The 26,573-nt window shown below is 55.4% G+C and carries 30 protein-coding genes and 1 tRNA gene; 5 read left to right on the plus strand and 26 right to left on the minus strand.

The genetic code is table 11. From position 1 onward, the window contains the following. Positions 1 to 16 precede the first annotated feature (16 nt). A complete protein-coding gene (locus TU74_RS09660; protein ID WP_047277980.1) occupies positions 17 to 1,087 on the minus strand; it encodes an AI-2E family transporter in 1,071 nt (356 codons plus the stop codon). Between the two features lie 32 nt (positions 1,088 to 1,119). Next, positions 1,120 to 1,359, minus strand: coding sequence for a sulfurtransferase TusA family protein (locus TU74_RS09665; RefSeq protein WP_047276697.1), 240 nt, complete (start codon positions 1,357 to 1,359; stop codon positions 1,120 to 1,122). Positions 1,360 to 1,472: 113 nt separating this feature from the next. On the opposite strand from TU74_RS09665, the gene TU74_RS09670 reads away from it, so the two are divergent. After that, positions 1,473 to 2,903: a M48 family metalloprotease gene (locus tag TU74_RS09670; RefSeq protein ID WP_047276699.1), complete on the plus strand. Its 1,431-nt coding sequence runs from the start codon at positions 1,473 to 1,475 to the stop codon at positions 2,901 to 2,903. Between the two features lie 71 nt (positions 2,904 to 2,974). Here TU74_RS09670 and nadA read toward each other — a convergent pair whose 3' ends face one another. After that, positions 2,975 to 4,033: a quinolinate synthase NadA gene (nadA, locus tag TU74_RS09675; RefSeq protein WP_047277983.1), complete on the minus strand. Its 1,059-nt coding sequence runs from the start codon at positions 4,031 to 4,033 to the stop codon at positions 2,975 to 2,977. 251 nt (positions 4,034 to 4,284) lie between these two features. Further along, complete coding sequence (locus tag TU74_RS09680) at positions 4,285 to 4,974, minus strand: type 1 glutamine amidotransferase domain-containing protein (protein WP_047276703.1); 690 nt, start codon at positions 4,972 to 4,974, stop codon at positions 4,285 to 4,287. A 186-nt stretch (positions 4,975 to 5,160) separates the two neighbouring features. Here TU74_RS09680 and TU74_RS09685 point away from each other — a divergent pair, with 186 nt between their 5' ends. Continuing rightward, positions 5,161 to 6,429, plus strand: a complete 1,269-nt coding sequence (locus TU74_RS09685; RefSeq protein WP_048376266.1) for a cytidine/deoxycytidylate deaminase family protein — start codon at positions 5,161 to 5,163, stop codon at positions 6,427 to 6,429. A 138-nt stretch (positions 6,430 to 6,567) separates the two neighbouring features. On the opposite strand, the gene TU74_RS09690 is transcribed toward TU74_RS09685, so the two are convergent. The 17 genes from TU74_RS09690 to TU74_RS23420 form a co-directional block, all read right to left on the minus strand. Continuing rightward, positions 6,568 to 6,643, minus strand: a tRNA-Lys gene (locus TU74_RS09690). Positions 6,644 to 6,717: 74 nt separating this feature from the next. Further along, positions 6,718 to 7,410 (minus strand): 7-cyano-7-deazaguanine synthase QueC, encoded by a 693-nt coding sequence (queC, locus tag TU74_RS09695; RefSeq protein WP_048376313.1) that lies wholly within the window; start codon positions 7,408 to 7,410, stop codon positions 6,718 to 6,720. Between the two features lies 1 nt (position 7,411). Further along, complete coding sequence (gene queE, locus TU74_RS09700; protein ID WP_047276706.1) at positions 7,412 to 8,059, minus strand: 7-carboxy-7-deazaguanine synthase QueE; 648 nt, start codon at positions 8,057 to 8,059, stop codon at positions 7,412 to 7,414. Between the two features lie 163 nt (positions 8,060 to 8,222). Continuing rightward, a complete protein-coding gene (gene ybgF, locus TU74_RS09705) occupies positions 8,223 to 9,044 on the minus strand; it encodes a tol-pal system protein YbgF (protein ID WP_047281010.1) in 822 nt (273 codons plus the stop codon). A 6-nt stretch (positions 9,045 to 9,050) separates the two neighbouring features. Further along, on the minus strand, positions 9,051 to 9,551 hold the full coding sequence (gene pal, locus TU74_RS09710) for a peptidoglycan-associated lipoprotein Pal (protein WP_048376268.1): 501 nt from the start codon (positions 9,549 to 9,551) through the stop codon (positions 9,051 to 9,053). 55 nt (positions 9,552 to 9,606) lie between these two features. Next, on the minus strand, positions 9,607 to 10,857 hold the full coding sequence (gene tolB / locus TU74_RS09715) for a Tol-Pal system beta propeller repeat protein TolB (protein WP_213936080.1): 1,251 nt from the start codon (positions 10,855 to 10,857) through the stop codon (positions 9,607 to 9,609). Positions 10,858 to 10,904: 47 nt separating this feature from the next. Continuing rightward, complete coding sequence (tolA, locus tag TU74_RS09720; protein WP_047276713.1) at positions 10,905 to 11,999, minus strand: cell envelope integrity protein TolA; 1,095 nt, start codon at positions 11,997 to 11,999, stop codon at positions 10,905 to 10,907. Continuing rightward, positions 11,999 to 12,451 carry a protein TolR gene (gene tolR / locus TU74_RS09725; RefSeq protein ID WP_162199712.1) on the minus strand — a complete coding sequence of 151 codons (453 nt, stop codon included), beginning with the start codon at positions 12,449 to 12,451 and terminating at the stop codon, positions 11,999 to 12,001. The genes tolA and tolR overlap by 1 nt, the downstream gene beginning before the upstream one ends. 23 nt (positions 12,452 to 12,474) lie before the next feature. Beyond that, positions 12,475 to 13,170, minus strand: a complete 696-nt coding sequence (gene tolQ / locus TU74_RS09730; protein WP_047276717.1) for a protein TolQ — start codon at positions 13,168 to 13,170, stop codon at positions 12,475 to 12,477. After that, complete coding sequence (gene ybgC / locus TU74_RS09735; protein WP_047276719.1) at positions 13,160 to 13,627, minus strand: tol-pal system-associated acyl-CoA thioesterase; 468 nt, start codon at positions 13,625 to 13,627, stop codon at positions 13,160 to 13,162. Before ybgC ends, tolQ begins: the two co-directional genes overlap by 11 nt. A gap of 138 nt (positions 13,628 to 13,765) precedes the next feature. Next, on the minus strand, positions 13,766 to 14,824 hold the full coding sequence (gene ruvB / locus TU74_RS09740) for a Holliday junction branch migration DNA helicase RuvB (protein WP_047276721.1): 1,059 nt from the start codon (positions 14,822 to 14,824) through the stop codon (positions 13,766 to 13,768). Continuing rightward, complete coding sequence (gene ruvA / locus TU74_RS09745; RefSeq protein ID WP_047276723.1) at positions 14,825 to 15,433, minus strand: Holliday junction branch migration protein RuvA; 609 nt, start codon at positions 15,431 to 15,433, stop codon at positions 14,825 to 14,827. It abuts the gene before it with no gap. A gap of 107 nt (positions 15,434 to 15,540) precedes the next feature. Then, the gene (ruvC, locus tag TU74_RS09750) at positions 15,541 to 16,065 is read right to left on the minus strand and encodes a crossover junction endodeoxyribonuclease RuvC (protein WP_048376315.1); all 525 of its coding nucleotides are present in this window, start codon (positions 16,063 to 16,065) and stop codon (positions 15,541 to 15,543) included. A 128-nt stretch (positions 16,066 to 16,193) separates the two neighbouring features. After that, the gene (locus TU74_RS09755; RefSeq protein ID WP_047276727.1) at positions 16,194 to 16,940 is read right to left on the minus strand and encodes a YebC/PmpR family DNA-binding transcriptional regulator; all 747 of its coding nucleotides are present in this window, start codon (positions 16,938 to 16,940) and stop codon (positions 16,194 to 16,196) included. A 120-nt stretch (positions 16,941 to 17,060) separates the two neighbouring features. Then, positions 17,061 to 18,836, minus strand: a complete 1,776-nt coding sequence (gene aspS / locus TU74_RS09760) for an aspartate--tRNA ligase (RefSeq protein WP_048376269.1) — start codon at positions 18,834 to 18,836, stop codon at positions 17,061 to 17,063. A 112-nt stretch (positions 18,837 to 18,948) separates the two neighbouring features. Continuing rightward, on the minus strand, positions 18,949 to 19,170 hold the full coding sequence (locus TU74_RS09765) for an FmdB family zinc ribbon protein (RefSeq protein ID WP_047276733.1): 222 nt from the start codon (positions 19,168 to 19,170) through the stop codon (positions 18,949 to 18,951). Between the two features lie 178 nt (positions 19,171 to 19,348). Then, on the minus strand, positions 19,349 to 19,711 hold the full coding sequence (locus tag TU74_RS23420; protein ID WP_047278006.1) for a ribbon-helix-helix domain-containing protein: 363 nt from the start codon (positions 19,709 to 19,711) through the stop codon (positions 19,349 to 19,351). Positions 19,712 to 20,445: 734 nt separating this feature from the next. Between TU74_RS23420 and TU74_RS24900 the strand changes: the two genes are divergently transcribed. After that, positions 20,446 to 21,048 carry a cold-shock protein gene (locus TU74_RS24900; RefSeq protein ID WP_048376271.1) on the plus strand — a complete coding sequence of 201 codons (603 nt, stop codon included), beginning with the start codon at positions 20,446 to 20,448 and terminating at the stop codon, positions 21,046 to 21,048. A gap of 71 nt (positions 21,049 to 21,119) precedes the next feature. On the opposite strand, the gene TU74_RS09775 is transcribed toward TU74_RS24900, so the two are convergent. The 3 genes from TU74_RS09775 to TU74_RS09785 form a co-directional block, all read right to left on the minus strand. After that, positions 21,120 to 21,326, minus strand: a complete 207-nt coding sequence (locus tag TU74_RS09775; RefSeq protein ID WP_047278009.1) for a SlyX family protein — start codon at positions 21,324 to 21,326, stop codon at positions 21,120 to 21,122. Beyond that, the gene (locus tag TU74_RS09780; RefSeq protein ID WP_047281011.1) at positions 21,323 to 21,754 is read right to left on the minus strand and encodes an HIT family protein; all 432 of its coding nucleotides are present in this window, start codon (positions 21,752 to 21,754) and stop codon (positions 21,323 to 21,325) included. The genes TU74_RS09775 and TU74_RS09780 overlap by 4 nt, the downstream gene beginning before the upstream one ends. A 95-nt stretch (positions 21,755 to 21,849) precedes the next feature. Then, positions 21,850 to 22,104, minus strand: coding sequence for a hypothetical protein (locus tag TU74_RS09785; protein ID WP_048376273.1), 255 nt, complete (start codon positions 22,102 to 22,104; stop codon positions 21,850 to 21,852). Between the two features lie 382 nt (positions 22,105 to 22,486). On the opposite strand from TU74_RS09785, the gene TU74_RS09790 reads away from it, so the two are divergent. Next, entirely contained in the window at positions 22,487 to 23,770 is a 1,284-nt protein-coding gene (locus TU74_RS09790) for an OprD family porin (RefSeq protein WP_048376274.1), read from the plus strand. A gap of 231 nt (positions 23,771 to 24,001) precedes the next feature. Here the strand turns inward: TU74_RS09790 and TU74_RS09795 are convergent, their stop codons facing one another. Next, positions 24,002 to 24,844 (minus strand): mechanosensitive ion channel family protein, encoded by an 843-nt coding sequence (locus tag TU74_RS09795; RefSeq protein ID WP_048376276.1) that lies wholly within the window; start codon positions 24,842 to 24,844, stop codon positions 24,002 to 24,004. Positions 24,845 to 24,994: 150 nt separating this feature from the next. Then, a complete protein-coding gene (locus tag TU74_RS09800; protein ID WP_047276745.1) occupies positions 24,995 to 25,480 on the minus strand; it encodes a YajQ family cyclic di-GMP-binding protein in 486 nt (161 codons plus the stop codon). 115 nt (positions 25,481 to 25,595) lie between these two features. Here TU74_RS09800 and TU74_RS09805 point away from each other — a divergent pair, with 115 nt between their 5' ends. Continuing rightward, on the plus strand, positions 25,596 to 26,549 hold the full coding sequence (locus tag TU74_RS09805; protein ID WP_082149860.1) for a putative 2-dehydropantoate 2-reductase: 954 nt from the start codon (positions 25,596 to 25,598) through the stop codon (positions 26,547 to 26,549). The last annotated feature ends 24 nt before the right edge of the window (positions 26,550 to 26,573 follow it).

Consider the following 26,573-nt stretch of genomic DNA (forward strand, 5'->3'; position numbering starts at 1 on the left):
CCGCCGCAATGACAGGCTATAGGAGTGGCGCCACAACCTGCTGCTTGCGCGGCCAGGCATCCAGCACCGCCTTGAACAGCGTGGCCAGCGGGATGGCGAAAAACACACCCCAGAAGCCCCACAAGCCACCGAACAACAGCACCGCGCAAATGATCGCCACCGGGTGCAAACTCACCGCTTCTGAAAACAGCAACGGCACCAGTACGTTGCCATCCAGTGTCTGAATGATTCCATAGACCGCCATCAGGTAAATAAACTGGTCGCTCCAGCCCCACTGGAACAAGGCAATCAGGCACACCGGCACAGTCACGACCACCGCTCCTACGTAGGGCACCACCACCGACACACCCACCAATAAGGCCAGCAATGCCGCGTAATTGAGATCCATGACGACAAACGCAATGTAGGTGACGCCTCCGCAGATGATGATCTCGATGACTTTGCCACGAATGTAGTTGGCAATCTGACGGTTCATGTCATGCGCCACGCGGGTAATCAGCGCACGCTGGCGAGGCAAGTAGCTGCGCACCCAGCGGCCGATCATGGCCCGGTCCTTGAGAAAGAAGAACACCAGAATCGGCACCAGTACCAAATAGATCATGATGTTGACCAACAGCGGCAGACTGGACAGCGAGAGGGTCAACGCCAATTGCCCCACTTTGCCAATCTCCCCCCGCGCCACCTCGATGGCCTGCAACACTTGCTCATCCGAGACCAGATGCGGGTAGCGTTCAGGCAGCAACAACAGCAACGACTGCCACTTGACGAGCATGCCCGGCAGCTCATTGAACAGCGTGATCAATTGGTGCCACAGCAGCGGCACCACTACCACGATAAACAGCAATAACAGGCCCATGAACAGCGCAAACACCAGCCCTACAGCCACCGCTCCAGGCAAGCGCAAGCGCTCCAGCGCCACCACCAGCCCCTGCATGAGGTACGCCAGGACCATGCCCGCCAGCACAGGCGCCAGCATGCCGCCCAAGGTCAAGACCACTGTGAACGCCAGCACCAGCAACACGGCCAGCACCACCGCTTCCTCATCGGAAAAGTAGCGTTGTATCCAGTTACGCAACACGTTGAACATCAAGATTCCTTTTAAAAGGTGTCGCCCGGGCGTCAGGCCTTGCGCAACCAATAACGATAGACGCCCGAATCCTCTTGCTCGCCGAGCAGTTCATGCCCCGCCAGGCGCGCGAATGTGCGGAAGTCGCGCTGGGAGCCCGCATCAGTCGCAATCACCTTCAGCACGGCACCCGAGCTCATCTGATTGAGTACCATCTTCGCCTTGAGCAACGGCAACGGGCAATTCAGACCGCTGGCGTCCAGCAGCGAATCATGTTCCAACACATCAGTCATTTACCCGTCCTCAGGCATTTTGTAGCGCACTAGAATACCCCAGGCTGACCCGCCTCTGGTCGCCAGCCCACTGTGCAGCTACAGTAAGCCCTTTATCGACTAGAGCTTCGTGCATGAATTTTCTGCGCCCAACCCTGTTGACGCTCGCTTGCCTGCTCGCATCACCGCTTTTCGCCGACGATTTGCCGTCGTTGGGTGATGCCAGCTCCTCCATTGTTTCGCCTCAACAAGAGTACAAACTGGGTCGCGCCTGGCTAAGCATGTTGCGCGGCCAGGTCTCGCAGCTTAACGATCCGCAGCTCAAGGACTACGTTGAAACCAGCGTCTATAAATTGGTCGAAACCAGCCAGGTTCAGGACCGGCGCCTTGAATTCATATTAATCAACAGCCCCCAGCTCAACGCCTTTGCCGCGCCCGGGGGAATCATCGGCGTGAACGGTGGCCTGTTTCTCAACGCGCAGACCGAAGGTGAGTATGCCTCGGTGCTGGCGCACGAATTGGCCCACTTGTCGCAGCGGCACTTCGCACGCGGGGTCGAAGCGCAACAACGCATGCAATTGCCCATGATGGCCGCCTTGCTGGCGGGCATCGTCATCGCCGCCTCGGGGGCGGGTGATGCCGGGATTGCCGCTATTGCGGGCACTCAGGCCGCAGCATTTCAGGAGCAGCGACGCTTCTCCCGGCAAAACGAGCAGGAAGCAGACCGCATTGGCATCCTTAATCTGGAGAAAGCCGGTTACGACCCGCGCTCCATGCCGACGATGTTCGAGCGCCTGATGCGCCAATACCGGTTCGATGCCAAACCACCGGAATTTTTACTGACTCACCCGGTGACCGAATCGCGTATTGCAGACACCCGCAACCGTGCTGAACAAGCCCGCCCCGGCGGCGCCGAGGACAGCCTGCGCTATCAATTGATTCGTGCAAGGGTGCAACTCAACTACGAAGAAACACCCGGACTTGCCGCCAAGCGTTTCCGGGTCCAACTCGATGAAAATCCGAACAACGACGTGGCCCGCTACGGTTTGGCCATCGCGCAGATCAAGGGCAGTCAATTCAAGGACGCTCGGGACAACCTGAAACGGCTGCTCGACAAATCGCCCAACGACATCACGTACAACCTGGCGCAGATCGAACTCGACATGGCCAGCAATCAACTGGACGATGCGCAAAAGCGGGTCGAACGGATGCGTACGCTGTATCCGGGCAATTACCCGCTCAATCAGGCGCGTGTCGATCTGTTGCTTAAACAGAACAGAGCAGGCGAAGCAGATAAAGCACTGGAAGCCTTGCTCAAGAGTCGACCGAACGACCCGGATGTCTGGTACTCGGTGGCTGAAACCCGCGGCCTTTCGGGCAATATCATCGGCTTGCATCAGGCGCGGGCGGAGTACTTTGCACTGGTGGGTGATTACCGTCAGGCCCTGCAACAGCTGGACCTGGCGAAAAAACTGACCAATAACTTCCAGCTGCTATCGCGCATTGATGCTCGGCAACGTGATTTGCTGGATGAAGAGCGGTCTATCAAAGACATGATGAATTGAGAGCACACCTGAAGGCGGCAGCTTCACGAGAATGAGCTACCGCCTTCAGTGCCTACGCCCAAGAGCGACACTCAGGCGTTGCCCGCCAGCTTCAAACGGGCCGCTTGAGTGAAGTCCAACATGCGTTTGAGCGGGCGAACCGCTTGCGGCACCAGCGCCGGATCGACAAAGATCTCGTTCGATCCCTTCTGTAGACATTCCAGCGTACGTTCCAGCGTATTCATTGCCATCCACGGGCAATGGGCGCAGCTGCGGCACGCCGCGCCATTGCCTGCCGTTGGCGCTTCAATAAAGACTTTGTCAGGACACAGCTGCTGCATTTTGTAAAAAATGCCGCGGTCGGTGGCCACGATGAAGGTCTTGTTGGGCAGGTTCTGCGCGGCGGCAATCAGTTGACTGGTGGAGCCTACTGCGTCGGCCAGATCAATCACCGACTCGGGCGATTCAGGGTGAACCAGAATCGCCGCATCCGGGTACAGCGCCTTCATGTCTTCGAGCTGCTTGGACTTGAACTCTTCATGGACAATGCACGCCCCATCCCAGAGCAACATGTCGGCCCCGGTCTGGCGCTGGATATAGCGCCCAAGATGCTTGTCAGGCCCCCAGATGATCGTTTCGCCGTTATCCATCAGGCTTTCGACGATTTCCAGCGCACAGCTTGATGTCACCACCCAGTCTGCACGGGCTTTAACCGCAGCTGACGTGTTGGCGTAAACCACCACAGTGCGCTCAGGGTGTTTGTCACAGAACGCAGAAAACGCTTCGACCGGGCAACCCAGGTCCAGCGAGCAGGTGGCTTCCAGCGTCGGCATCAGCACACGCTTTTCAGGGGTGAGGATTTTGGCCGTTTCACCCATGAAACGAACACCGGCGACCAGTACCGTTTTTGCGGGATGCGCGGCACCGAAACGGGCCATTTCCAGCGAGTCGGAAACGCAACCGCCTGTTTCTTCGGCGAGCGCCTGAATCACGGGATCGCAATAAAAATGAGCCACCAGAACCGCATCCTGTGCCTTGAGCTCGGCAGCAATGGCGGCACGCAATGCAGCCTCTTCTTCCAGGGTCAGGGCTTTAGGCTGCTTGGCATCAAGGTGGGCTTGAACCAGAAGTCGTTCGGAAATATGCGTCATGTTCGCAAGACCTGCAGGCGCTACTGCGCGAAAGTCGAGTGTACCTCCGGCTCCGGACCGTCGAGTCCCGCCGGGAGAGTGTGTGTTATCAGGCACGGACCATCTATTCAGCTCGCCAAGGCTACAGAATATGCTTGCGATTCAAAAGTTTAATGTTTCAGGGGAGGTCTTGCAGGGGATGTGTTGCAGGGCCACAAGGGCAAATCTGCCGATGACTGGCAGGCCACCAGGCATCGGCCGCAGAACTTAACTCACTGGCTCAACGCTTTAAGCACAAGCTCAGCCACAGCGCCACCTGACGCAGGGTTCTGGCCCGTAATCAAACGCCCATCTGCAACGGCATAAGCCGCCCACGGCTGGCTCGCCTTCTCATACTTGGCCCCACGCTTGACCAGCTCGGTCTCGGTCAAATACGGCACGACTTCGGCCAAACCGGCCAATTGCTCTTCTTCATTGGAGAAACCCGTGAGTTTTTTCCCCTCAATCAGCAGTTTGCCGTCGCTGAGCATGATATTCAGCAGCCCGACCGCCCCGTGACATACCGAGGACACGACTCCACCCGACTCATAAATCTCGCGGCTGATGGTTTGCAGCTCAACGTTGTCCGGGAAATCCCAGATGACCCCGTGGCCCCCTGCAAAGTAAATAGCGCAGTAGTCTTCAGGCTTGATATCGCTTGGCTTGAGCGTTGCGCCAAGGCGATTCATGAACGACTTATCGTGATACCACTGCCAGTCAATATCAGCTGCCATGTCCTTGGCCAAACTGTGAGGGTCGATCGGTGTGTAACCACCTTGAGGGCTGACGAAGTCTACTGTGTAGCCTGCAGCCTCAACCTTCTGTACGAAATGCACCGCCTCCCCCAGCCATAAACCCGTGGCACGCGGCAGGTTCGGGTATTTTTCGACACTGGTCAAAACCACCAACATTTTCTTGCTCATCGTAAGCCTCCTGTAAATAGCGGGTATGCACGGAACTTGGGCTGTACATCACTGCAAATGGTTCAGCCGAGGAACGAAGCGTGAGCATAGACCATTGGGTTTGCCGACTCAGAGTGAGCGGCTATGCTGAGTTTTCCCAGCACTTGAAATAGCGTGCCAGCATCCAACCCAACAGGAGTTGAAGCCATGACCACAGTCACGAATGCGCAGGAAGCCGTCGGTGTCGCGGCATCGGAGTCAGTCAACGCGGCGTATCAAAAAACCTTTGCTGTCGGCGGAGCCATCATTGATAACGCCACAAAAAAAATCATCGCAGCCATGCATAACAACGTATTGATGCCCTACCCGCCAGCCTCTGGCACAACCCGGTTTCTACCGCACGACCCTACCGCCCATGGCGAACGGCAACTGGTGGACTGGTATTACGAAAACGCCGCCGCACTCAAACTGCCACCTGCGCAGCAGCTCACGATCGTTACAACGCTCGACCCGTGCGCCATGTGCGCAGGCTCTTTACTCACCGCGGGGTTCAATGTTGCCGTCAGCGCAATCGACACCTATGCGGGCATTAATTACAACAGCGCGTTTGATTTCCCCACTCTGCCCCTCCCCATACGCGAACAAGCGCAAAAAAGCTGGGCTTATTACGCTGTCGCACCACCCTTCAGCCGTGCTTTTACAGGCAGCACCACGCCAGTCTTTGCCGGGCAGACGATTGATTCGTTGTTGTATTGCCTGACGTCATCCATTTTTGAAGCCAGCGTGAACACCGTCAGAGAGTCCAGCAATAACAGCGGCATCGAGCCGGCACACTTGAAAAACCCCGTCGACCTCCCTGCCAACAGCCCCGTACGACAAGCGCTAACAGCATTGAGCGACCAAGCACTCACAACGGTCTCACCCAGCCCGCGCAACCCTGGCGCCGAGCTGAGCGCCCCATTGATTGCCGTTGCACAACAGGCCCAGCTCAACGGCGGCGCCTTCAACGCGGTTGCGCTGCTTGATCCATTTGGTAATTTGCTGACCTGCTTGGGCGGGAGTGAAAAACAATCCCCCATCCGCACGACATTTATGGAGACCACGCGCGGTTACGCCGTTCTGCGCTGGAAACTCATGAATGACCCGTCACCGGAAGTGCGCGCCGAAGCCGAGCAATATCTGACGCACCCCAAATACGGAACATTCGTCTTTCTTTACGCCCCAGATCCCGCAACACCACAGGCCGTGATGACACTGGGGGCGTACGGATCAACGATGGAAGGCCCCGTACCGCAGAGCTACCCCTCGAACTTTCAATACGTACTGTTGCCCGCCTCAACCACCGCACAGGCCGTTTCGGAATTGGCGCAAACGCTGCCGCCTTTTTATACCCAAAGCGTGCAAGTGGCGCCCGCCCAAGTGCTCAGCGAAGCGTTGATTGCCAGCGCCCAGCAAGGCGGATGCAGCACTAGCTAAATTCGCCGTCAAGCGCCAACGGGACGACGCGACTGGATGGCGTCGACCCGTTGCAGGTATGTCCATTCCAGGCAAATTAAAGACACAAAAAAGCCGGTAGACCCTAAGGTACTGACCGGCTGTTTTGGTGTAGCGATATGGTGGGTCGTGTGGGATTCGAACCTACGACCAATTGGTTAAAAGCCAACTGCTCTACCAACTGAGCTAACGACCCGCTTCGTTGTGGGACGTATAATACTGATTTTTAACGAGAATTCAACACCCGATTAAAAATAAATATGAAATAAATCAAAAATAACGGGTTGGGTCTTTGATTCCGGCGGCTGCAAAGCCATCTGCACGCAAGCGACAGCTGTCGCACTTACCGCATGCACGGCCCTGGTCATCGGCCTGATAGCACGAAACAGTCAGCGAATAGTCGACGCCTAACTGTATGCCCGCCTGAACAATCTGTGCCTTGCTCAAGTTTTGCAAAGGTGCCTTGATGCTGAAAGGCTTACCTTCGACACCCGCCTTGGTGGCAAGGTTGGCCATGACTTCAAAAGCCTCGACAAACTCGGGACGGCAATCCGGATAGCCTGAATAGTCCACAGCGTTCACGCCGATAAAAATATCTTGGGCGTCCAGTACCTCGGCCCAGCCCAATGCCAACGACAGGAACACCGTATTGCGCGCAGGGACATAGGTGACGGGAATGCCCTCACTTGGCGCCTCAGGCACGTCAATCGAGCTGTCGGTCAGCGCCGACCCTCCGATGCCGTCCAGGTTCAGGCCAATGACCTTGTGGTCAATGCCCCCCAGATCACGGGCAACACGCGCTGCGGCATCAAGTTCCGCACGATGGCGCTGGCCATAATCAAAGCTCATCGTGTAGCAGCTGTAGCCCTCGGCGCGAGCCATGGCGACAACGGTCGCCGAATCCAGGCCACCCGACAACAGAATGACCGCTCTTTTCTCTCTTACAACCGATTGTTCCGTCATTTCAGCGCCCCGGCTCATCATTCCATAAGTATTTGTGCAACTGCATTTGCAAACGCACAGGCAAGTTGTCCGCTACGATCCAGTCGGCCAGGTCACGGGCCGACAAATCATGATGGCTTGGCGAAAACAGCACCTCGCCCGCTCGCCGCTCCAATCCATACTCGATCAACTTCGAAACAGCCCAGTCGTAGTCATCACGCGAACAGATCACAAACTTGACCTGATCATTGGATGTCAGCAACGCGATATTTTCGTAGAGGTTACGATGGGATTCTTTAGAGCCAGGGGTTTTCAAATCAAGCACGCGACTGACGCGTGGATCAACTGCCGAAATATCCAAGGCGCCACTGGTCTCGATGGAGACTTCATACCCGGCATCACAGAGCTGCGTCAGTAAAGGAATTGCGTTGGGCTGCGCCAGCGGCTCCCCCCCCGTAACACAGACGTAACGCGGACGATAACTTGCCACCTGCTCGAGTATGTCCTCAAGAGGTCTCACAGTGCCGCCACTGAATGCGTAAGCGCTGTCGCAATAACCACAGCGCAACGGGCAACCGGTAAGGCGAACAAAAACGGTCGGCAAGCCAGCCGTTCGCGTTTCACCCTGCAACGAGTAAAAAACTTCGGTAATTCTCAATGTGTCTTGCATATCCGCCACGGGCGTAACAGCTAAACAGGCTGTCCGCCTCCGTCAGGCACTCCAAAGAATCTGCCAACGCAGTATTCAGAAGAGCGTATTTCATAAAAGGGCGTGGATTCTAACGAAAAAACCCGCGACAGGCGCGGGTTTCTCGATGAAAGCGTTTGAGAGCTTACATGCGCTGCAAATCGCGCTGCGCCAATTGCGCTGCCGACGTGCCCGGATATTGAGACACCACTTGCTGCAGGATGCCTTTAACCTTATCGGCATGGCCAAGACGGCGCTCTACATCAGCCAACTTGTACAAAGAGTCAGGCACCTTCCCATGCTTGGGATAAAGCTGGCTGACTTTGGCAAATGCCTGGCCTGCAGCCTGCAAATCCCCTTTCGCCAAATTCACCTCACCCAGCCAGTACTGCGCGTTACCGGCGTACTGACTGTTAGGGTATTTGCGCAAAAAGGCAGTGAAAGCCTGACTGGCCTTGTCGAAATCTTTGGCCTTGATCAAGTCGAAAGCAGCATCGTAATAGAGCTTTTCTTTCGCAGGATCACCCGGCTCGGAACTGGCGGCGGCCTGAGGTGCAGGCGCGGCCGTATTACTGGCGGCGGTATTGCTGCCACCCGATGACGAATTATCAGGCGTGGCAGCAGGAGCAATGCCAGCACCAATACGCCGATCAAGATCCTGGTATCGCTCCAGGCTTTCTTGCTTCATGCGCGAGATATCATTTTGCAGAACTTCAATCACACCCTGTTGGCGTGCAATCTGTTCCTGCATTTGTTGCAACTGGTTGAACAGCTCGCCCTGTGCCGAGACAGGGGCCGAAACCCCTCCCCCGGCATAGGCGCCGCTCGCACCGTAACCCGTTGACGGATAACTCCCCCCGCTATTGTTATAGCCAGAGTTGTCATCGACCACAGGAACCGCAGCCCAAACCGCAAGCGGCATGAGGCTGAGAGTCAGAATAGTTACAGCACGGCGGCACGTTCGCATGACGAATTACTTACGCAGTTCGACGCGACGGTTCTGAGCCCACGACTGTTCGTCGTTGCCAGTAGCGATCGGACGCTCTTCACCGTAGGACACCAGCTCCAGCTGTGCTGGAGAAACACCTTGCAGTACCAGGTAGCGTTGAACGGCTTTCGCACGACGCTCGCCCAGTGCCATGTTGTACTCACGAGTACCACGGGCGTCAGTGTTACCTTCCAGAACAACGCGAGCGCCGTTAGCTTTCAGGTCTTTTGCGTGAACGTCCAGAGCGCGCATAGCTTCTGGTTTCAGGTCCGAACTGTCGTATTCGAAGTAGAAAACAGTGATAGCACGCAGAGCAGCTTCTTCGCTCAGGGAGCCATCAACAGCGCCTGTGTTTGCGCCGTAACCAGCGTTTGGATCAACAGCAGCGCCTTCACCGGCATTGTCGCCGCCTTTGGACGAGCAACCTACAGCTACAGCCATGGCCAGTGCCAGCGCAGCAAATTTACCAAACTTCAGCATTTCCATCGTAAAACTCCTAATGAACCCCAAGTGTTAAGTGCAACGTAAAGCTATCACCACGTCAGTTCAGGTAAGGGGACCAGGAAGGTTCTCTGACTTCGCCTTGAGCGGTAGGAAGAGGGAGCCTTACGCGTCCGTTAATGGACACGAGCATCAAGACTCCCCGGCCCTGCTGGCGGGTGGCGTAGATTACCATGGTGCCGTTGGGCGCAACAGTAGCTGACTCATCAAGGTTGGTATCTGTGAGTATTTTCACGCTTCCACGCTGCAAATCTTGCGCTGCGACACGGAAGTTTGTGAAACCGTCCTGACGATGAATCATTACCAGGGTCTTTTCGTCTGCCGAAAGCTTCGGACTGGCGTTGTAGTTCCCGATAAATGTCACGCGTTCTGCATTACCGCTACCGACTGTGGTTTTGTAGATTTGTGGTTTACCGCCACGGTCAGAGGTGAAGTAGATGGTGGACCCATCTTTACCCCAGAACGGTTCGGTATCGATAGCCGGGCTGTTGGTCACGCGCGTCAACTGACGAGAAGCCAGGTTCATCACGTAAATTTCAGCGTTGCCATCTTTGGACAACACAAATGCCAGCTTCGAACCGTCCGGGGACCACGCAGGAGCACCGTTGAGGCCTTCGAAGTTGGTGATTTGCTCGCGACGGCCGGTATCAATGTTCTGCATGAAGATACGCGGACGTTTTTGTTCGAACGACACATAAGCAATGCGTTTGCCATCTGGCGCAAAACGCGGCGACAGAATCGGTTCACGCGATTGCAGCAGTGTGACTGCACGCGCACCGTCGTAATCCGAGCGCTGCAAGGTGTAGCGCGTGTTGTTGGCACTTGCGCGCTCAGCCGTCACGTACAACAGACGGGTTGAGAATGCACCTTTAATACCGGTCAGCTTTTCAAACGACTGATCGGAGATGTAATGCGCCATGTCCCGCAGCTGCTCAGCAGTACCAGAAACACTGCCGGTAAGAACCGGTTGCTCGGTGGCCACGTTGAACAGGGCATATTGCACCTGCAAACGACCGCCAGCCGGAACAATATTACCGACCATAACGTATTGGGCACCCAGCGCTTTCCAGTCACGGAAAATGACTTCACTCGCCTGGGTCGGCAAGCTGATCATGTTCTGCTTTGGAATCGGCGCGTAGTAACCCGAGTTGCGCAGGTCATTACCAATGATCTCCGCCATGTCGTCCGGCAGAACGGAACCACCCTGCCAGCCGAATGGAACCACGGCAATCGGTGTGGCCCGGTCGCTACCGCTGGTGACCAGAATGTTCTTTTCTTCCGCCATTGCCATCCCTGCAAAGCAGCAGACGACGACTAGCAGTCCTCGAAAAAAGTTAATCACAAGGCTAGATCCTCAGGTGTGAATGTCATCTTGAATGATCGATAAGGATTGAATTCGCTGGGCTTCAAACCCTGCATCTCCGTTAAACGGCCAATATTCTTGACCGCCGCCACAGCCGAACTGTCAAAAGGTCCGTCACCGCTGGACCTGGCAACCGTAACCGAAGTTACCGTGCCATCCGGCAACATGCCGATTTGCAGCACCACTGTCATGTTCTTGCGAGCCGAAGGAGGACGAGCCCACCCTTCTGCTGCCCGGGCACGAATCAGGTCATCAAAACTACCGGCGACCTCATCGCCCTGCTCCTCTGCCAAGGCTTGTTGACGTTGGGGCGTGTCAGAAAGCAAATCTGCCAAGGCCTGGGCCTTTTTCTCTTCGGTCGATTTACGCGCTGCTTCTACTGCCTTCTTCTTGGCAGCATCGGCAGACGCTTTTTTCTTCGCGTCTTCGGCGGCTTTCTTTTTTGCCTCGTCCGCTACGGCCTTTTTCTTGGCATCTTCAGCCGCTTTCTTCTTCGCATCTTCGACAATCTTTTTCTTGGCTTCTTCGGCGGCCTTTTTCTTCGCCTCTTCTTCAGCGGCTTTTTTGGCCTCTTCCTCAGATTTCTTTTTGGCTATGTCAGCCAATTTCTTCTCTTCAGCCTTTTTAGCTTCGGTAGCTTTTTTAGCATCATCAGCCTTCTTGGCTTCGTCCGCTTTTTTAGCTTCTTCGGCCTTTTTGGCTTCGCTGGCCTTGGCTTCGTCAGCCTTCTTGGCCTCTGCGGCTTTCTCGGCAGCCTCTTCTTTCTTTTGCTCTGCCGCTTTCACGGCTTCCTGCTCAACCTTTTTTTGCTCCATCTGCTCAACTTCGGTCTGACGTGCGGCAGATTTCTTTGCCTCACCCGCAATCTTTTGATTGGTTTGGGTCGTCGCCTGACTTTTTGACTTCAGTTGATACAAGGTTGCTTGAACAATCGGCTTGGAGGGTGGCAATTCCGGCGTCATGGCAAAACTGGCGAAGAGCATGCCAAAAATCAGGACGTGCAGCCCCACCGCCCAAACTGTAGGCCAAAAATAATTTTCAGAGGCGGACGGCTCCCGCTGTTCGCGCATCAGGGAGCCTCGGTGATCAAGCCAACGTTACCGACGCCGGCTTTCTGCAAGCCGCCCATGGCACCCATTACCGCGCCGTAATCCACCGACTTGTCACCGCGAATAAAGACTTGGGTGTGCTTGCCACCCTCATTGCCGGCACGAATGATTTTGGTCACGGCATCGGTCATCTGCGGCAAGGTCATGGCCTTGTCCATCTGCTTTTCAGTGTCGACTTCGCTGCCAAGGTTCCAGAAGTAGGTCTTGTCAGCCTTGATCGAAATAGTCAGAACCTGAGTGTTGTTGTCTTGCGGCAAAGCCTCGCTGGAGACTTTGGGCAAATCCACTTTCACACCCTGGTTGAGCATGGGCGCCGTCACCATGAAAATGACCAGTAGTACCAACATCACGTCGATGTAAGGCACTACGTTCATCTCGGCGACCGGCTTGCGCTTCTTGCGAGCTCGAGCGATTAAAGCCATTGGAAAATACCTGCTTATTCTTCGCTGGTGTGCACTTTGCGGTGCAGGATCGCCTGGAATTCATCGGCGAAGGTGTAGTAGCGACTGATCAAGGTTTCGCTACGCGCAGCAAAGCGGTTGTAAGCGATAACAGCCGGGATTGCAGCAAACAGACCGATTGCGGTAGCCACCAGTGCTTCAGCGATACCGGGTGCTACGGTTGCCAGCGTGGCCTGCTGCGCAGTCGCCAGCCCGCGAAAGGAGTTCATGATGCCCCACACCGTACCGAACAGACCGATGTACGGGCTAACGGAACCGACCGTTGCGAGGAACGGCAAGCTTTGCTCCAGCTTTTCTTCTTCACGGGAAATGGCCACGCGCATGGCACGGGCCACGCCCTCCATGACAGCCTCAGGATCTACGCCTGGCTGCTGACGCAGACGGGAAAACTCCTTGAAACCCGCACGAAAGATCTGTTCAACGCCCGAATCCGGGTCAGGGTTACTGCCCGCCTGGCGATACAACTTGGACAGATCGATACCCGACCAGAAGCGCTCTTCAAAGCTTTCCAGGGCACGTCGACCGGCACGCAGCATGGTGCTGCGCTGAAAAATCATGACCCACGAGGTAACCGATGCGGCCAGCAGGGTCAACATTACCAATTGCACAACAATGCTGGCATTGCTGACCAAGCTCCACATGGAGGAATGGTCGACGACGTTAGCTTCCACGCTTTATCTCCTGCTCTAAATGTTTACCCGCGCCGCTCACGTCGGCAAAGGCCGTACGTAAAGCTTCGGGAATGGCCCGGGGTTTGAAACTATCGGCGCGCACACAGGCCACCAAAAACTGCCCTTCACAGAGCAACGTTGAGTCCGCAGCCCGCCAGACCTGCTGTTTGAAACGCAAGCTGGCACGGTTGAGTTCTATTACTTGCGCAGTTACCAACAGTTCGTCGTCCAGTCGCGCCGGTGCGTGATAACGCGCCTCGCTGGAATGCACGACAAATAACAGGTTCTCGCCTGCCAGCTCGGACTGGGCAAACCCCAGCTCCCGCAGCCTTTCGGTTCGAGCCCGCTCCATAAACTTTAGATAATTTACGTAATACACGACGCCACCCGCATCGGTGTCTTCGTAATAAACGCGACAGCGATGTGCGAACGGCTCAAGCCTGTTTTGCGCGCGCATACTCTAGTGCTTACTCCTCAGGTTGCCAATCCGCCAGACCACTGTTTTTCACTCTTCTTAGACTTTAAGACCCAGGATTTTCAGCGCCAGCCCTTGTGACATCAAAAACGGCAAAAAAATCGACTCATTACGCCTTAATTAATCATCCAGCGCGTTCGAGAATTCATTAGCGCCCGGCATTTCGCCCAAACGCGACGGAATATTCAGACCGAAGTGCAAATACGCATGCCGGGTCACGACCCGCCCTCGCGGCGTACGCATGATATAGCCCTGCTGAATCAAATACGGCTCCAGCACATCCTCGATGGTATGGCGCTCTTCACTGATCGCCGCTGCAAGACTGTCGACCCCAACCGGCCCACCATCGAACTTCTCGATCATGGTTAACAGCAATCGCCGGTCCTGATGATCAAAACCGTGCTCATCCACATCCAGTAGGTTGAGTGCCAGATCCGCCACCGATTTGGTGATGTGCCCCTTGGCCCGCACTTCGGCAAAGTCACGCACCCGACGCAGTAATCGATTGGCGATACGCGGCGTACCGCGGGCACGCCGTGCAATTTCGTACGCACCTTCAGGATCCAGCGGCAAACCGAAAATTCCCGCGGAACGACTGACGATCGTCGCCAGATCATCCGTGCCGTAGAACTCAAGCCGCTGAACGATACCGAAGCGGTCGCGCAGTGGGTTGGTCAGCATCCCGGCACGGGTTGTGGCCCCAACCAGCGTAAACGGCGGCAAGTCCAGCTTGATCGAACGGGCAGCAGGCCCCTCACCGATCATGATGTCCAGCTGAAAATCTTCCATGGCCGGGTACAAAACTTCCTCGACAATGGGCGACAGACGATGGATCTCGTCAATGAACAGCACATCATGGGGCTCCAGATTGGTCAGCAAGGCCGCCAGATCTCCCGGCCGCTCAAGTACCGGGCCCGACGTACTTTTGATGGAAACCCCCATTTCCTGCGCGATGATGTTCGCCAAGGTGGTTTTACCCAAGCCCGGCGGACCGAAAATCAACGTGTGGTCCAACGACTCAGCACGCCCCCGCGCCGCCTGAATGAACAACTCCATCTGCTCACGCACTGCCGGCTGGCCAATATAGTCAGCCAGACTCAGTGGACGGATCGCACGATCCTGAACGTCTTCGCGGTCACGTCCACTGGAAGCGGTTATCAAACGATCAGCTTCAATCACTTAAATCATTCCCTTCAGGGCCCGGCGAATCATATCTTCACTGCTCAACGTTTTGTCCTTAATGGCTGACACGGCTTTACTCGCCTCTTGAGGCTTATAGCCCAAAGAAATCAAAGCGCTGACCGCATCGCTTTCAGCGCTGGCGACTTGCACCGGCGCATCCGGCTGATTGGGCACCAGCGCAAACATGCTCGGCACCTGCTCCCAGGCCTTGAACCGATCCTTCAACTCGACCAACAGGCGCTCGGCAGTTTTCTTGCCAACCCCCGGCACCTTGGTCAGCGCCGACGTGTCCTGTGCCTGCACGCAACGCACCAGTTCATCGACTTCCAGGCTGGACATCAATGCCAGCGCCAGTTTCGGGCCCACGCCATTGAGTCGAATCAGCTCGCGAAAAAAATCGCGCTCTCGCTTGCCACTGAAACCATAGAGCAACTGCGCATCTTCGCGAACCACCAGATGGGTATGCAGGGTCAAGGGCTCGCCGATTGAAGGCAGGCGATAGAGCGTAGTCATCGGGACCTCGACCTCATAACCCAGGCCATTTACATCCAGAATCAGGTGAGGGGGCTGTTTTTCAGCGAGAGTACCGCGCAAGCGTCCAATCACGTTTCAGATCCTTTTTCAGGCCAGATCAATGGCTAACTAATGAAACCGGGGCGCTGCACAATTGCACAGGCAATCATTCGCAGCGCTCACACACGGCATACATGCCCTTAAAGACGCAGACGACCGCCCCGACTGCGCGCTGCGCCCAACCCGTGCGGCAGCAGACTGGAGCGCGTGTGCGCGTGGCACAACGCAATTGCCAGGGCATCGGAAGCATCGATTTGCGGCTTTGTGGTCAGCTTGAGCAAATGCATGACCATCATCATGACCTGCTCTTTATTCGCCCCCCCCGTGCCTGCAACGGCCTGCTTGATTTGAGTCGCCGTGTACTCGGCAATTTCCAGGCTCTCTTCACCGCCAGCCACGATCGCCGCGCCGCGGGCCTGACCCAGCTTTAATGCAGAGTCCGCATTACGCCCCATAAACACTTTTTCAATGCCCATCGTAACCGGACCGTACGTCTGGATCACTTCGCGCACGCCGCGATAAACGATCTGCAGCCGCTCATGCATTTCGCCGGTGCCTGTACGAATACACCCCGAAGCCACGTACACACAGCCACGACCGGTATCCTGCACCACGCCATAGCCGGTAATTCGCGAACCGGGATCGATACCAAGAATAAGAGTCATAACGCCTGCAGCTTTAGAAGTGATGCCCTCGGGCATGAACCCGGACAGCTTAAAGGCAGAAGCCGGAGGTGCACAGCCTGCGATCATCGCAGCGTTGCACCTCCGGCTTCCAGGATTACAGCGAGGTATCAGGCAAGCTGTTCCAGCACAGCCTCGGGAATCTCGGCGTTGGAGTAAACGTTTTGCACGTCATCCAGATCCTCAAGCATATCGATCAGCTTGAGGATCTTTTCAGCCCCCTCCAGATCCAGCTCGGCACTCGTGGTGGGTAACATCACGATTTCGGCATCAGCCGGCTTAAAACCTGCAGCCTCCAATGCGTTGCGAACCGCGTAGAAGCTCGAGAACGATGTAAACACATCGATCGACCCGTCTTCATTGGTCACAACGTCATCCGCATCAGCCTCCATCGCCGCTTCAATCAACGCATCTTCATCAACGTCAGCGGTATACGAAATCTGGCCTTTACGCTCGAACAAGTAGGCCACAGAGCCATCGGTACCCAGATTGCCACCGCACTTGCTGAAAGCATGACGCACAGCCGCTGCAGTCCGATTGCGGTTGTCGGTCATGCACTCAACCATCACCGCCACGCCACCGGGACCGTAACCTTCGTAACTCAGCTCCACCATGTCATCGGTATCAGCCGCACCGGCACCGCGGGCGACCGCACGATCAATGACATCGCGACTCATGTTTGCCCCGAGCGCCTTGTCCAGCGCCAGACGCAACCGTGGGTTGGACGCCGGATCACCACCACCCTGACGCGCCGCGACGGTCAGCTCACGAATCCACTTGGTGAAAATCTTGCCTTTTTTGGCATCCTGACGCTCTTTGCGGTGCTTGATGTTCGCCCACTTAGAATGACCTGCCATAACCTACTCCGAATCCTTGTCTGTGAAACCTTGCCAATTGGCACCGAAGTGCCAGTCAGCAATAAAATTTCCGGTCCAACGAGAAAGGCGCATCCGGGGATGCGCCTTCGCTGTTCCGTCTTACTCAGCCTTAGGCTGTTCACGCAAACGAATATGCAGCTCTCGCAGCGCCTTCGCATCCACCATGCCAGGGGCCTGAGTCATGACGCAGGCAGCACTCTGGGTTTTCGGGAACGCAATGACTTCACGAATCGACTGAGCGCCGGTCATCAGCATGACAAGACGATCCAGACCGAACGCCAGACCACCGTGCGGCGGCGCACCGTACTTCAGTGCGTCCAGCAGGAAGCCGAACTTCTCTTCCTGTTCCGCTTCGTCGATGCCCAACAGGCGGAAGACCGCTTGTTGCATTTCTTTACGGTGGATACGGATGGAACCGCCACCCAACTCAGTACCGTTCAACACCATGTCGTAAGCACGGGACAGCGCGGTTGCAGGGTTGGCTTCCAGCTCCTCAGGCGAACACTTGGGCGCCGTGAACGGGTGATGCAAGGCGCTGAAGCTACCGTCTTCGCTCTCTTCGAACATCGGGAAGTCAACGACCCACATCGGGGCCCACTCGCAGGTCAGCAGGTTCAGATCGTTACCCACCTTGATACGCAGCGCACCCAGCGCCTCGCTCACGATCTTGGCTTTATCGGCGCCAAAGAACACGATGTCGCCATCCACGGCACCTACGCGATCAAGGATGACATTGAGGTTAGCTTCCGGAATGTTTTTAACGATCGGCGACTGCAGACCCTCAACACCCTTGGCGCGCTCGTTGACCTTGATGTAGGCCAGGCCGCGAGCACCATAAATGCCCACGAATTTGGTGTAATCATCGATCTTGCTGCGCGGCATGCTCGCCCCGCCCGGAACGCGCAACGCTGCAACGCGGCTTTTAGGGTCGTTGGCCGGGCCACTGAAGACCTTGAATTCAACATCCTTGAGTTGATCGGCAACATCTACCAGCTCAAGCGGGTTACGCAAATCTGGCTTGTCGGAGCCATAACGGCGCATGGCCTCTTCAAACGTCATGTGCGGGAATTCGCCGAATTCCAGATCCAGCACTTCCTTGAACAGGGTGCGAATCATGCCTTCAGTCAGGCCCATGATGTCTTTTTCATCAAGGAAGCTGGTCTCGATGTCAATCTGAGTGAACTCAGGCTGACGATCGGCACGCAAGTCTTCGTCGCGGAAGCACTTGGCGATCTGGTAGTAGCGATCAAAACCGGCAACCATCAGCAGCTGCTTGAACAGCTGTGGCGATTGAGGCAAGGCAAAGAAACTGCCTGCATGAGTACGGCTCGGCACCAGATAGTCACGCGCACCTTCTGGCGTGGCACGGGTCAGAATCGGCGTTTCGACATCCAGGAAGCCGTTTTCATCCAGATAACGACGAATGCTGGTGGTCATGCGCGAACGCAGGCGCAGCTTCTCGAGCATTTCTGGGCGACGCAGGTCAATAAAGCGATAACGCAGACGGGTTTCCTCGCCTACGTCAGAAAATTCGTTCAGCGGGAACGGCGGGGTCTCTGCTTCGTTCAGCACCTCCAGCTCGTAGCCCAGCACTTCGATCATGCCAGACGCCATGTTGGCGTTACCGGCACCTGCCGGACGCAGACGGACTTTACCGGTCACCTTTACGACGTACTCGCTACGCACGCGATCTGCGGCAGCGAAGGTTTCAGCACGGTCCGGATCGAAAACCACTTGGGCCAGACCGTCACGATCACGGATATCGAGGAAAATAACCCCACCGTGGTCACGGCGACGGTGTACCCATCCGCAAAGGGTAATTTCCTGGCCTTCCAGGCTTTCGTTCAGTTGGCCGCAATAATGGCTGCGCATCATGGTCGTGTTTTCACTTCTCGTAATTCGAAATTCGGTGGAGGCCTTGCGCACCCTTACTACTGGAGAGTGATGCGCAAGACCCCGCTCATATTCAGACTGTTTTCGCTCAATCTCAGTCGGATTTGTCGCCGCTTGCCAGATTCTTTTTCGAGCCTGTCTTGAAATCTGTTTCATACCAGCCCGTGCCACTCAGGCGAAAGCCCGGCATGGACAGCAGTTTCTTCAATTCAGGCGCCTGGCAGGCAGGACAATCGATCAGTGGCGTGTCACTGATTTTTTGAATGGCTTCCAACTGATGACCGCAGGAAGCACATTGATAATCGTACATGGGCATTGGCGTATCTCGACTATCTGTTAGCGGCGCCCTCTTCAGAGGGCCACAAAGCGCGAGATTATATCTGGTAAATCGAGCCTTTGCAGCCGCGCGAGCGGCCATATCAAGCTAAAGGCACCATAAAGATTGAGCGATTACAAGTCTCTGAACACCGACACTCGATTTGCCAATGGGTGACTTACCCCCAAAAGAACTGCTTTTGTGGCGCTTCAGTCGTTCCGCGCACAGCATTGGAGAGGTGCATGACGCACACAACACGAATCAGTCCACTGAAGTTTTTTACCCCGCCGTGCCGCAGGTGGACCTCTCTGTCGACGTAAGACAACAAAGCATTTATTGAGCAATCATTATTGCGCGCTATCTCGGATAACACCTCCCAATACACCTCCTCCAGACGAAGACATGTTGCAAACCCGTTTAATCTGACCGATCGCGATAACGGTCGAGCCAAAGACATCCCAAAATCAAGAATGGCAGGATCAATTTTGACCCGTTGAACTACTCTGCCACCCGCCCCTTCATGCCTGATTAATCGCCCCATATTTAGAGCACTCCATCGCAACACCATTTAAGTTAATTAATATTTCCTGAAACACCCTTACATAAAACATTATGTAAAAGTTCTAATCCAGCGGATCTCACCCGCAAATACGTAGGAGCTCTCCCGCTGCACCGATTGAATTCTTGAACGCCCAAGCCCGAGCCCTCAAGCGCCCACCCCCTAGGCAGGCCGTCATTCAAACTCCACCAACCGGGCGACCGACCTTTCCTATCCATTGAGTAACATCCATAGACTTCACACCCACTTTTCCTTCACCTCATATATGCGCAACACCGCCCCCCACTCACACCAACTAAAAAAACAGCGCACCTCCCATACGACTGAATAAATATATATAGGCTTTATTTAAAAACCGCCAAACTTCAAAGCGAAACAAAATCCATCCATTACCAAAAAACCTCAACACCTTTCAGCTTTAGAAATAAATCCACAGCGCTACAACATCAAATCATGCACCCGCCGAGTCATAGCCAAAGCAAGAAAAGGATGCATCCTACGCACTCGAAGGAAACACCTTTATTTACCGTTCAGGCCCCATAATTTGAGAAGCACCCCGCTTTACTGTTAAATAGGCAGCGTGTCGCTTCCACCAAGGCTTGGTGAAGGTGCATAGGCTGATAAACGTACGTGTCCAACGCCTCCATTTTTTTTCAGAAGCGAACCGTACCCACTCAGCTCTTCCTTGCGATCCATCTTAATGTGAGTCAATCGAAATGTTGAAAATCGTCCACTTGGTGACGGGAACAGCGGCCTTGCTGCTGTCCTTCGTACCCAGCCTACAGTCCGAAGCGGTCCCTTACCTGCAACACGCCGATGCCCTTTACCTGGCATTTCTCGGCTTACTCAACCTCACACTGGCACCTGTCATTCCATTCTGGAATAAAGGAGCACGCCACCAACTGCAAAACCTTGTCAGCGCCTTGCTTGTCCTTTCGGTGGTTCTGCAAACACTCACCCTGTTTGGCCTTCTGTTGCCGATCGGCGATCAGCCTGCCGTCCTGCTCAGCCTTGTACCGACTGTACTGGCAGTGCTTCTGCATCTGGCAGTGAGCTTTTACAAATCCTCACCTTCGTCAGCTTCGCAAAACTACGACATGACCAACCGCGATACAGGGACCGTGAAGTGGTTTAACACCTCTAAAGGCTTCGGTTTTATTTCCCGCGACTCCGGTGATGATATTTTCGTGCACTTTCGTGCCATTCGCGGCGAAGGCCACCGCGTTCTGGTAGAAGGCCAACGCGTCGAGTTTTCGGTCATGAACCGCGACAAAGGCTTGCAAGCTGAAGACGTCATTGCAGCATTGCCACGCCGCTGATTTCCCGCGCCACATAAAAAACCGCGAACAGCTTGGCTGGTCGCGGTTTTTTTTATTCTCTGCCGGCAGAATCAGTAATGAGGCGGAGGCGCCTCATCCTCAAAAGATTCGAACTGCCCACCCATTTCTTCCTGACGTTTGAGCAATGCCGCGATCTGCATTTGCAACCGATCAACCGCATTTTGTTGAGCCACCAGCACGTCATTCAATGCCTGGATGGTGTCATCCTGAAAAGCCAAACGGGTTTCAAGATCCGTCACACGAGCTTCAAGCGTCACAACGCGCCCTCCGAAATAGTTAACACGTCACCCATGATCGCTTTGAGCTTGTCACGCAAGCCCAGTACCGCATCACGCGTGTAGGGCTTGGCCGGATGCTTGCCCCAGACCGGGCCAGGCCAGGCAGGATCCGTGGTGTAACGGGCGATGACATGCATGTGCATCTGCTTGACCACATTGCCCAACGTGGCCACATTCATTTTGTCCGCACACAACAGTTCCTTCAGTACACGCGCCACTGCAGTGGTTTCACGCCACATCAATTGCTGATCATCGTCATCCAATTGAAACAACTCACTTATACCCTCGCGACGCGGTACCAAAATGAACCAGGGGTAATTTGAGTCGTTGGACAGCAAAAGGCTGCACAAAGGGAGCTCCCCTATCAGCCACGTATCCTGTTTGAGACGAGAATCCAAAGCGAACACTGAATGTTCTCCTGTACGACGGGGAATTTTACCAGTGACCAGACGCATCAACCGCCAGCCAGCGCAGTGCAGGATACCTGTGATTCAGGCTTGCATCACGTCACACGGCACCAGTGCTCAGACAAAGCCGCACCAAAACGAAACAGCTGACTGGTTTTGGTGCACACAACTGTCACCGCCACCAAGGTTAGGTGTGAACCGGTAACATCTTGGTCGCCCCAACGCCCGGAAATTTTACAATCGGGTAACACACGTTGCGCCAAGCCTGATCCAAGGCGCGCAGCCTCATCGCTCAAGGCCGCACCAATACCCGCAATCCCCGATTTATAATTTTTTTCAAAACTTTTCAAGATTTGAGCATGCTTGTTGCATAGAGCCTATCTATATCGAGGGCACGCCCTTGGGAAGGGAACGGGCCTGCGATTAACAACCCTAGATCAGAATCTGGGAAGTGGCGCTTCTAACCCGTGGTTTCACGACAGAACGCACCGCTCCCAAACAGTAAAAGCAGTTTCGACAACATGTACAAACACTCATGACCGCCGCACATTTACGACATCAAAAACGTGTTTTGCGACACAGCTGTAAAGAAGCTGAAAGCTTATGAGGGTAAGTATCGCCAATAGGGCCGGCGTGATATAAGTTTGCGCCGACACAAAAAGAAAGAGCCGCCCAGATAAAAATTCAGGTGGGACGGCAGTACTCTTCCGAAAACCAAAGGAGCAAATCACGATGCGCGTGATGAAGTGGAGCATGATCGCACTGGCTGTATCAGCCGGGACTACGCAGTTCGCAATGGCATCGTCTCAGGACGAAGCCAAGGGTTTCATTGAAGACAGCACCCTGACGTCCAAAACCCGCATGTTGTACATGAACCGTGACTACCGTAATGGCGCTGGCAACATCGCTAAAGAGGGCGGCGGATTCAAAAGCGGTTATCGCGAAGATTGGGGCCTGAGCGAACTGCTCAACTACGAGTCCGGCTTCACTCAAGGCACCGTGGGCGTAGGTGTCGATGCTTTTGCAATGGGCACCGTACGCCTGGATGGCGGTGCAGGTCGCCAGGGCAACGGCCTGTTCGCCACGCGAGGCAATGGCGATCCTGAAGACACACAATCGAAGATCGGTGGCGCAGTCAAATTCCGCATCTCCGACACCGTTCTGAAATACGGCAACCAGTTTGTCGCCAGCCCGGTCTTCTCTACCGATGACAGCCGCTTGCTGCCTGAAGTCGCGACCGGCACCTTGCTCACCAGCAAGGAAATCAAAGGGCTTGAACTGAGCGCAGGTCGCTTCACCAGCCTGAGCTCCCAGACCGGCATGGGTCGCGACAGCATCAACGGCCCGGGCGAGCCCGGCCTGACGGCAGCCAACATCGCCGGCGCGACCTACCAGTTCACCGATAACTTCGTCGGTGGCGTAGCCGCATCGGACGTTGACGATTACTTCAAGAAGCAATACGTCAACCTGAACTACACCCTACCGATCGCCGAGTCCCAGGCCCTGAACTTCGACTTCAACGGCTACCGCACCTCTAGCCAGGGCAAAGAGCTGGCGGGCGACGTCGACAACAAAATCTGGAGCTTGGCAGCAGCCTACAGCTTGGGCGCACACAAATTCACCCTGGCCTACCAGCGCTCCACCGGTGACAGCGGCTACTACTACCGCGTAGACGGCGGCGGCTCTATCTTCCTCGCCAACTCCGTGCAGTACTCCGACTTTAACGGCAAGGACGAACGCTCCTGGCAGGGTCGTTACGACCTGAACATGGCCAGCTACGGCGTACCCGGCCTGAGCTTCATGGCCCGTTATGTCAACGGTGACAACATCTCCACCTCCGAAGGCGAAGGCAAAGAACACGAATTCAACTTCGAGAGCAAATACGTGATGCAAGAAGGCCCGGCCAAAGACTTGTCTTTCCGCCTGCGTAGCTCGGTTTACCGCACCACCAGCAACTACGACGTTGATACCAACGACGTTCGCGTGATCGTTGAGTACCCGCTGAACATCTTGTAATTAAGTGCGTTAATGCCTTAACCGCACCGTATTCAAACAAAGCCATGCCCTTCAAAGAGGGCATGGCTTTTTAATGTCCGGACTCAGCCATATAGCAAGCTAACTAACTTCTTTAGTGCTTGTCGATACCGTCCCGACCACTAAAGGCTCCCGCCAAAAACAATTAAAGAGGCTCTCGCCCCTTCAATTGTTCAATCACACAGACATCCAGGCCGGGATATTCGCAAGCAATTATTCTGCTGCCGACTCTTGCACCACGCGGATCACGCGCTGCGGGAACGGAATATCAATATTGGCTGCTTTTAGTCGATCACGGGACTGTTCGTTGAACATGAACAGCACGTCCCAATAGTTCGGCGTATCAACCCACACGCGTAACGACATGGTGATAGCACTGTCACCCAACGTGGTCACCACTACTACCGGAGCAGGATCTTTGAGTACGCGCGGGTCATCCGCCAACGCCAGCAACACCTCGCGCGCCTTCTGCAGATCGGCCTCGTAATCAACGCCCACATCAAACACCACCTTGCGCGTCGGTTGGCGGTTGTAGTTGGTGATGATGCCGTTGGACAAATTGCCATTGGGCACGATGACCGTCTTGTTATCGCCTGTGCGCAGCACGGTATGGAAAATCTGAATGCTGTCGACGGTGCCGCTCACGCCCTGCGCTTCAATCCAGTCACCGATCTTGAACGGACGGAACAACAGAATCAGCACCCCGCCGGCAAAGTTCGCCAGGCTGCCTTGCAACGCCAAACCGATTGCCAGACCCGCAGCACCGATCGCCGCCACAAATGAGGTGGTCTGAATGCCGATCATTGAGGCGACACTCACCACCAGCAGCACTTTGAGAATGATGTTGGCCAAACTGCTGATAAAGCCTTGCAGTGCCAGATCAGCCTTGCGCAACGCCAGCAGATTACCCAGCTTGGCGGTCAGGCGGTTGATCAACCACCAGCCCACAGCCAGTGTAATCAGGGCCAGCAGCACGCGGCTGCCGTACTCCATGATCATCGGAATCCAGGCTTGCGAAGCCTTGATCAAGTGATCCACTTCAGCGTTCAAGTCCATTTATCTCTCCTTGTACCGATACCCGGCGACGTCATTTATTCAGTGAAACGACTGAACCCGACAGGCTCAATCGCTTCTGCAGTGCCCGAAAAAATCGGACGCCGATGATCGCCAGAGGTTCCCCCATGGCCAATGATCATTGATCATTGATCAATCGCGGAAATTATTGAACTGCAAAGGCAGGTCGAACGTCTTGGCGCGCAGGGCTGCGATGGCTTCTTGCAGGTCGTCGCGTTTTTTACCCGTAATACGCACTTGCTCACCCTGAATGGCGGCCTGAACTTTGAGCTTGGCCTCTTTGACGTGGGCGACGATTTTCTTCGCCATCTCTTTGTCGATACCTTCCTTGAGCACCGCTTCCTGCTTCATCAGCTTGCCCGATGCATAAGCGTCCTTGACCTCAAGGCACTGCACATCGATCTTGCGCTTGACCAGAGCTAGCTTGAGAATTTCGATCATTGCTTCCAGTTGAAAATCAGCTTCGGCAGTCAGGTTGACCGTCAGGTCCTTTTCCTTGAACTCAAAAGAGCCCTTGCCCTTCAAGTCGTAACGGCGGTCCAGTTCCTTGACAGCGTTCTCGACTGCGTTGGTGACTTCGTGCTTGTCCAGTTCGGATACCACGTCGAACGACGGCATGTGTTTTCTCCAATAATAAAGGGCGCGCTCAACACTGATGGAGCACGCCTGACCTGACAGTTAAAATGCGCGGGCATTATAGCGGTTCTTCGACTTCATTCACGGGCGAGCATTCATGTCTGTACATACCTTCTGCGGCACCTCGCGACAGCCTTCTGCGCCCTGGCACATTCTGGGTGCAGGCAGCATGGGGTCGTTATGGGCCACCCGCCTGGCACGGGCCGGGTATGACGTGCGGCTGATATTGCGCGATCAAGCGCGATTACAGGCTTACCACGCCGCGCAAGGTTTGACCCTCGTAGAGGGAAGCAACGCCATTTTGCTGCCCATTGCTGCGCAGACGCCTGACGCTGCAGACCCCATCACTCGCGTGCTGGTGGCGTGCAAAGCCTATGACGCTGAATATGCCGTCGCCCAAATCGCACACCGCTTATGCCCTGAGGCGCACCTGATCCTGCTGCAAAACGGACTGGGCAGCCAGCAGGCCGTGGCCGCGCAAGTTCCACACGCGCGCTGCGTGTTTGCCTCCAGCACCGAGGGGGCGTTTCGTGATGGCGACTGGCGTGTGGTTTTTGCCGGGCAAGGCCACAACTGGCTGGGCGATCCTGAGCAGGGCGCCGCACCCACCTGGCTTGACGATTTACAGCACAGTGGCATCCGTCACGAATGGAGCCCGACTATCATGAGCCGGTTGTGGCGCAAACTGGCGCTCAACTGCGCAATCAACCCGTTGACCGTGCTGCATCAATGCACAAACGGAGGACTGAAGGCCCATACGCAAACAGTGGATGCGCTGTGCATCGAACTCAGCGCGCTGCTGGTAGGCTGCGCGCAGCCAGAAGCCGCTGTAAACCTGAGCGCTGAAGTGCACCGGGTGATTGATGCCACTGCCCAGAATTATTCCTCGATGTATCAGGATGTGGCACAGCGTAGGCGCACAGAGATCAGCTATTTGTCCGGTTATGCCTGCCAGGCAGCGCAACGCATTGGCCTGGACACACCTCACTTGCACGCCATCCATCAGCAATTGATAGCCCACCTGACGCACCTCGGTTTGCCCTCTCACTGAGCGCCGCGCTAACCTGCCCGCTCA

The organism is Pseudomonas lundensis (genome assembly GCF_001042985.1).
Lineage (GTDB): Bacteria > Pseudomonadota > Gammaproteobacteria > Pseudomonadales > Pseudomonadaceae > Aquipseudomonas > Aquipseudomonas lundensis.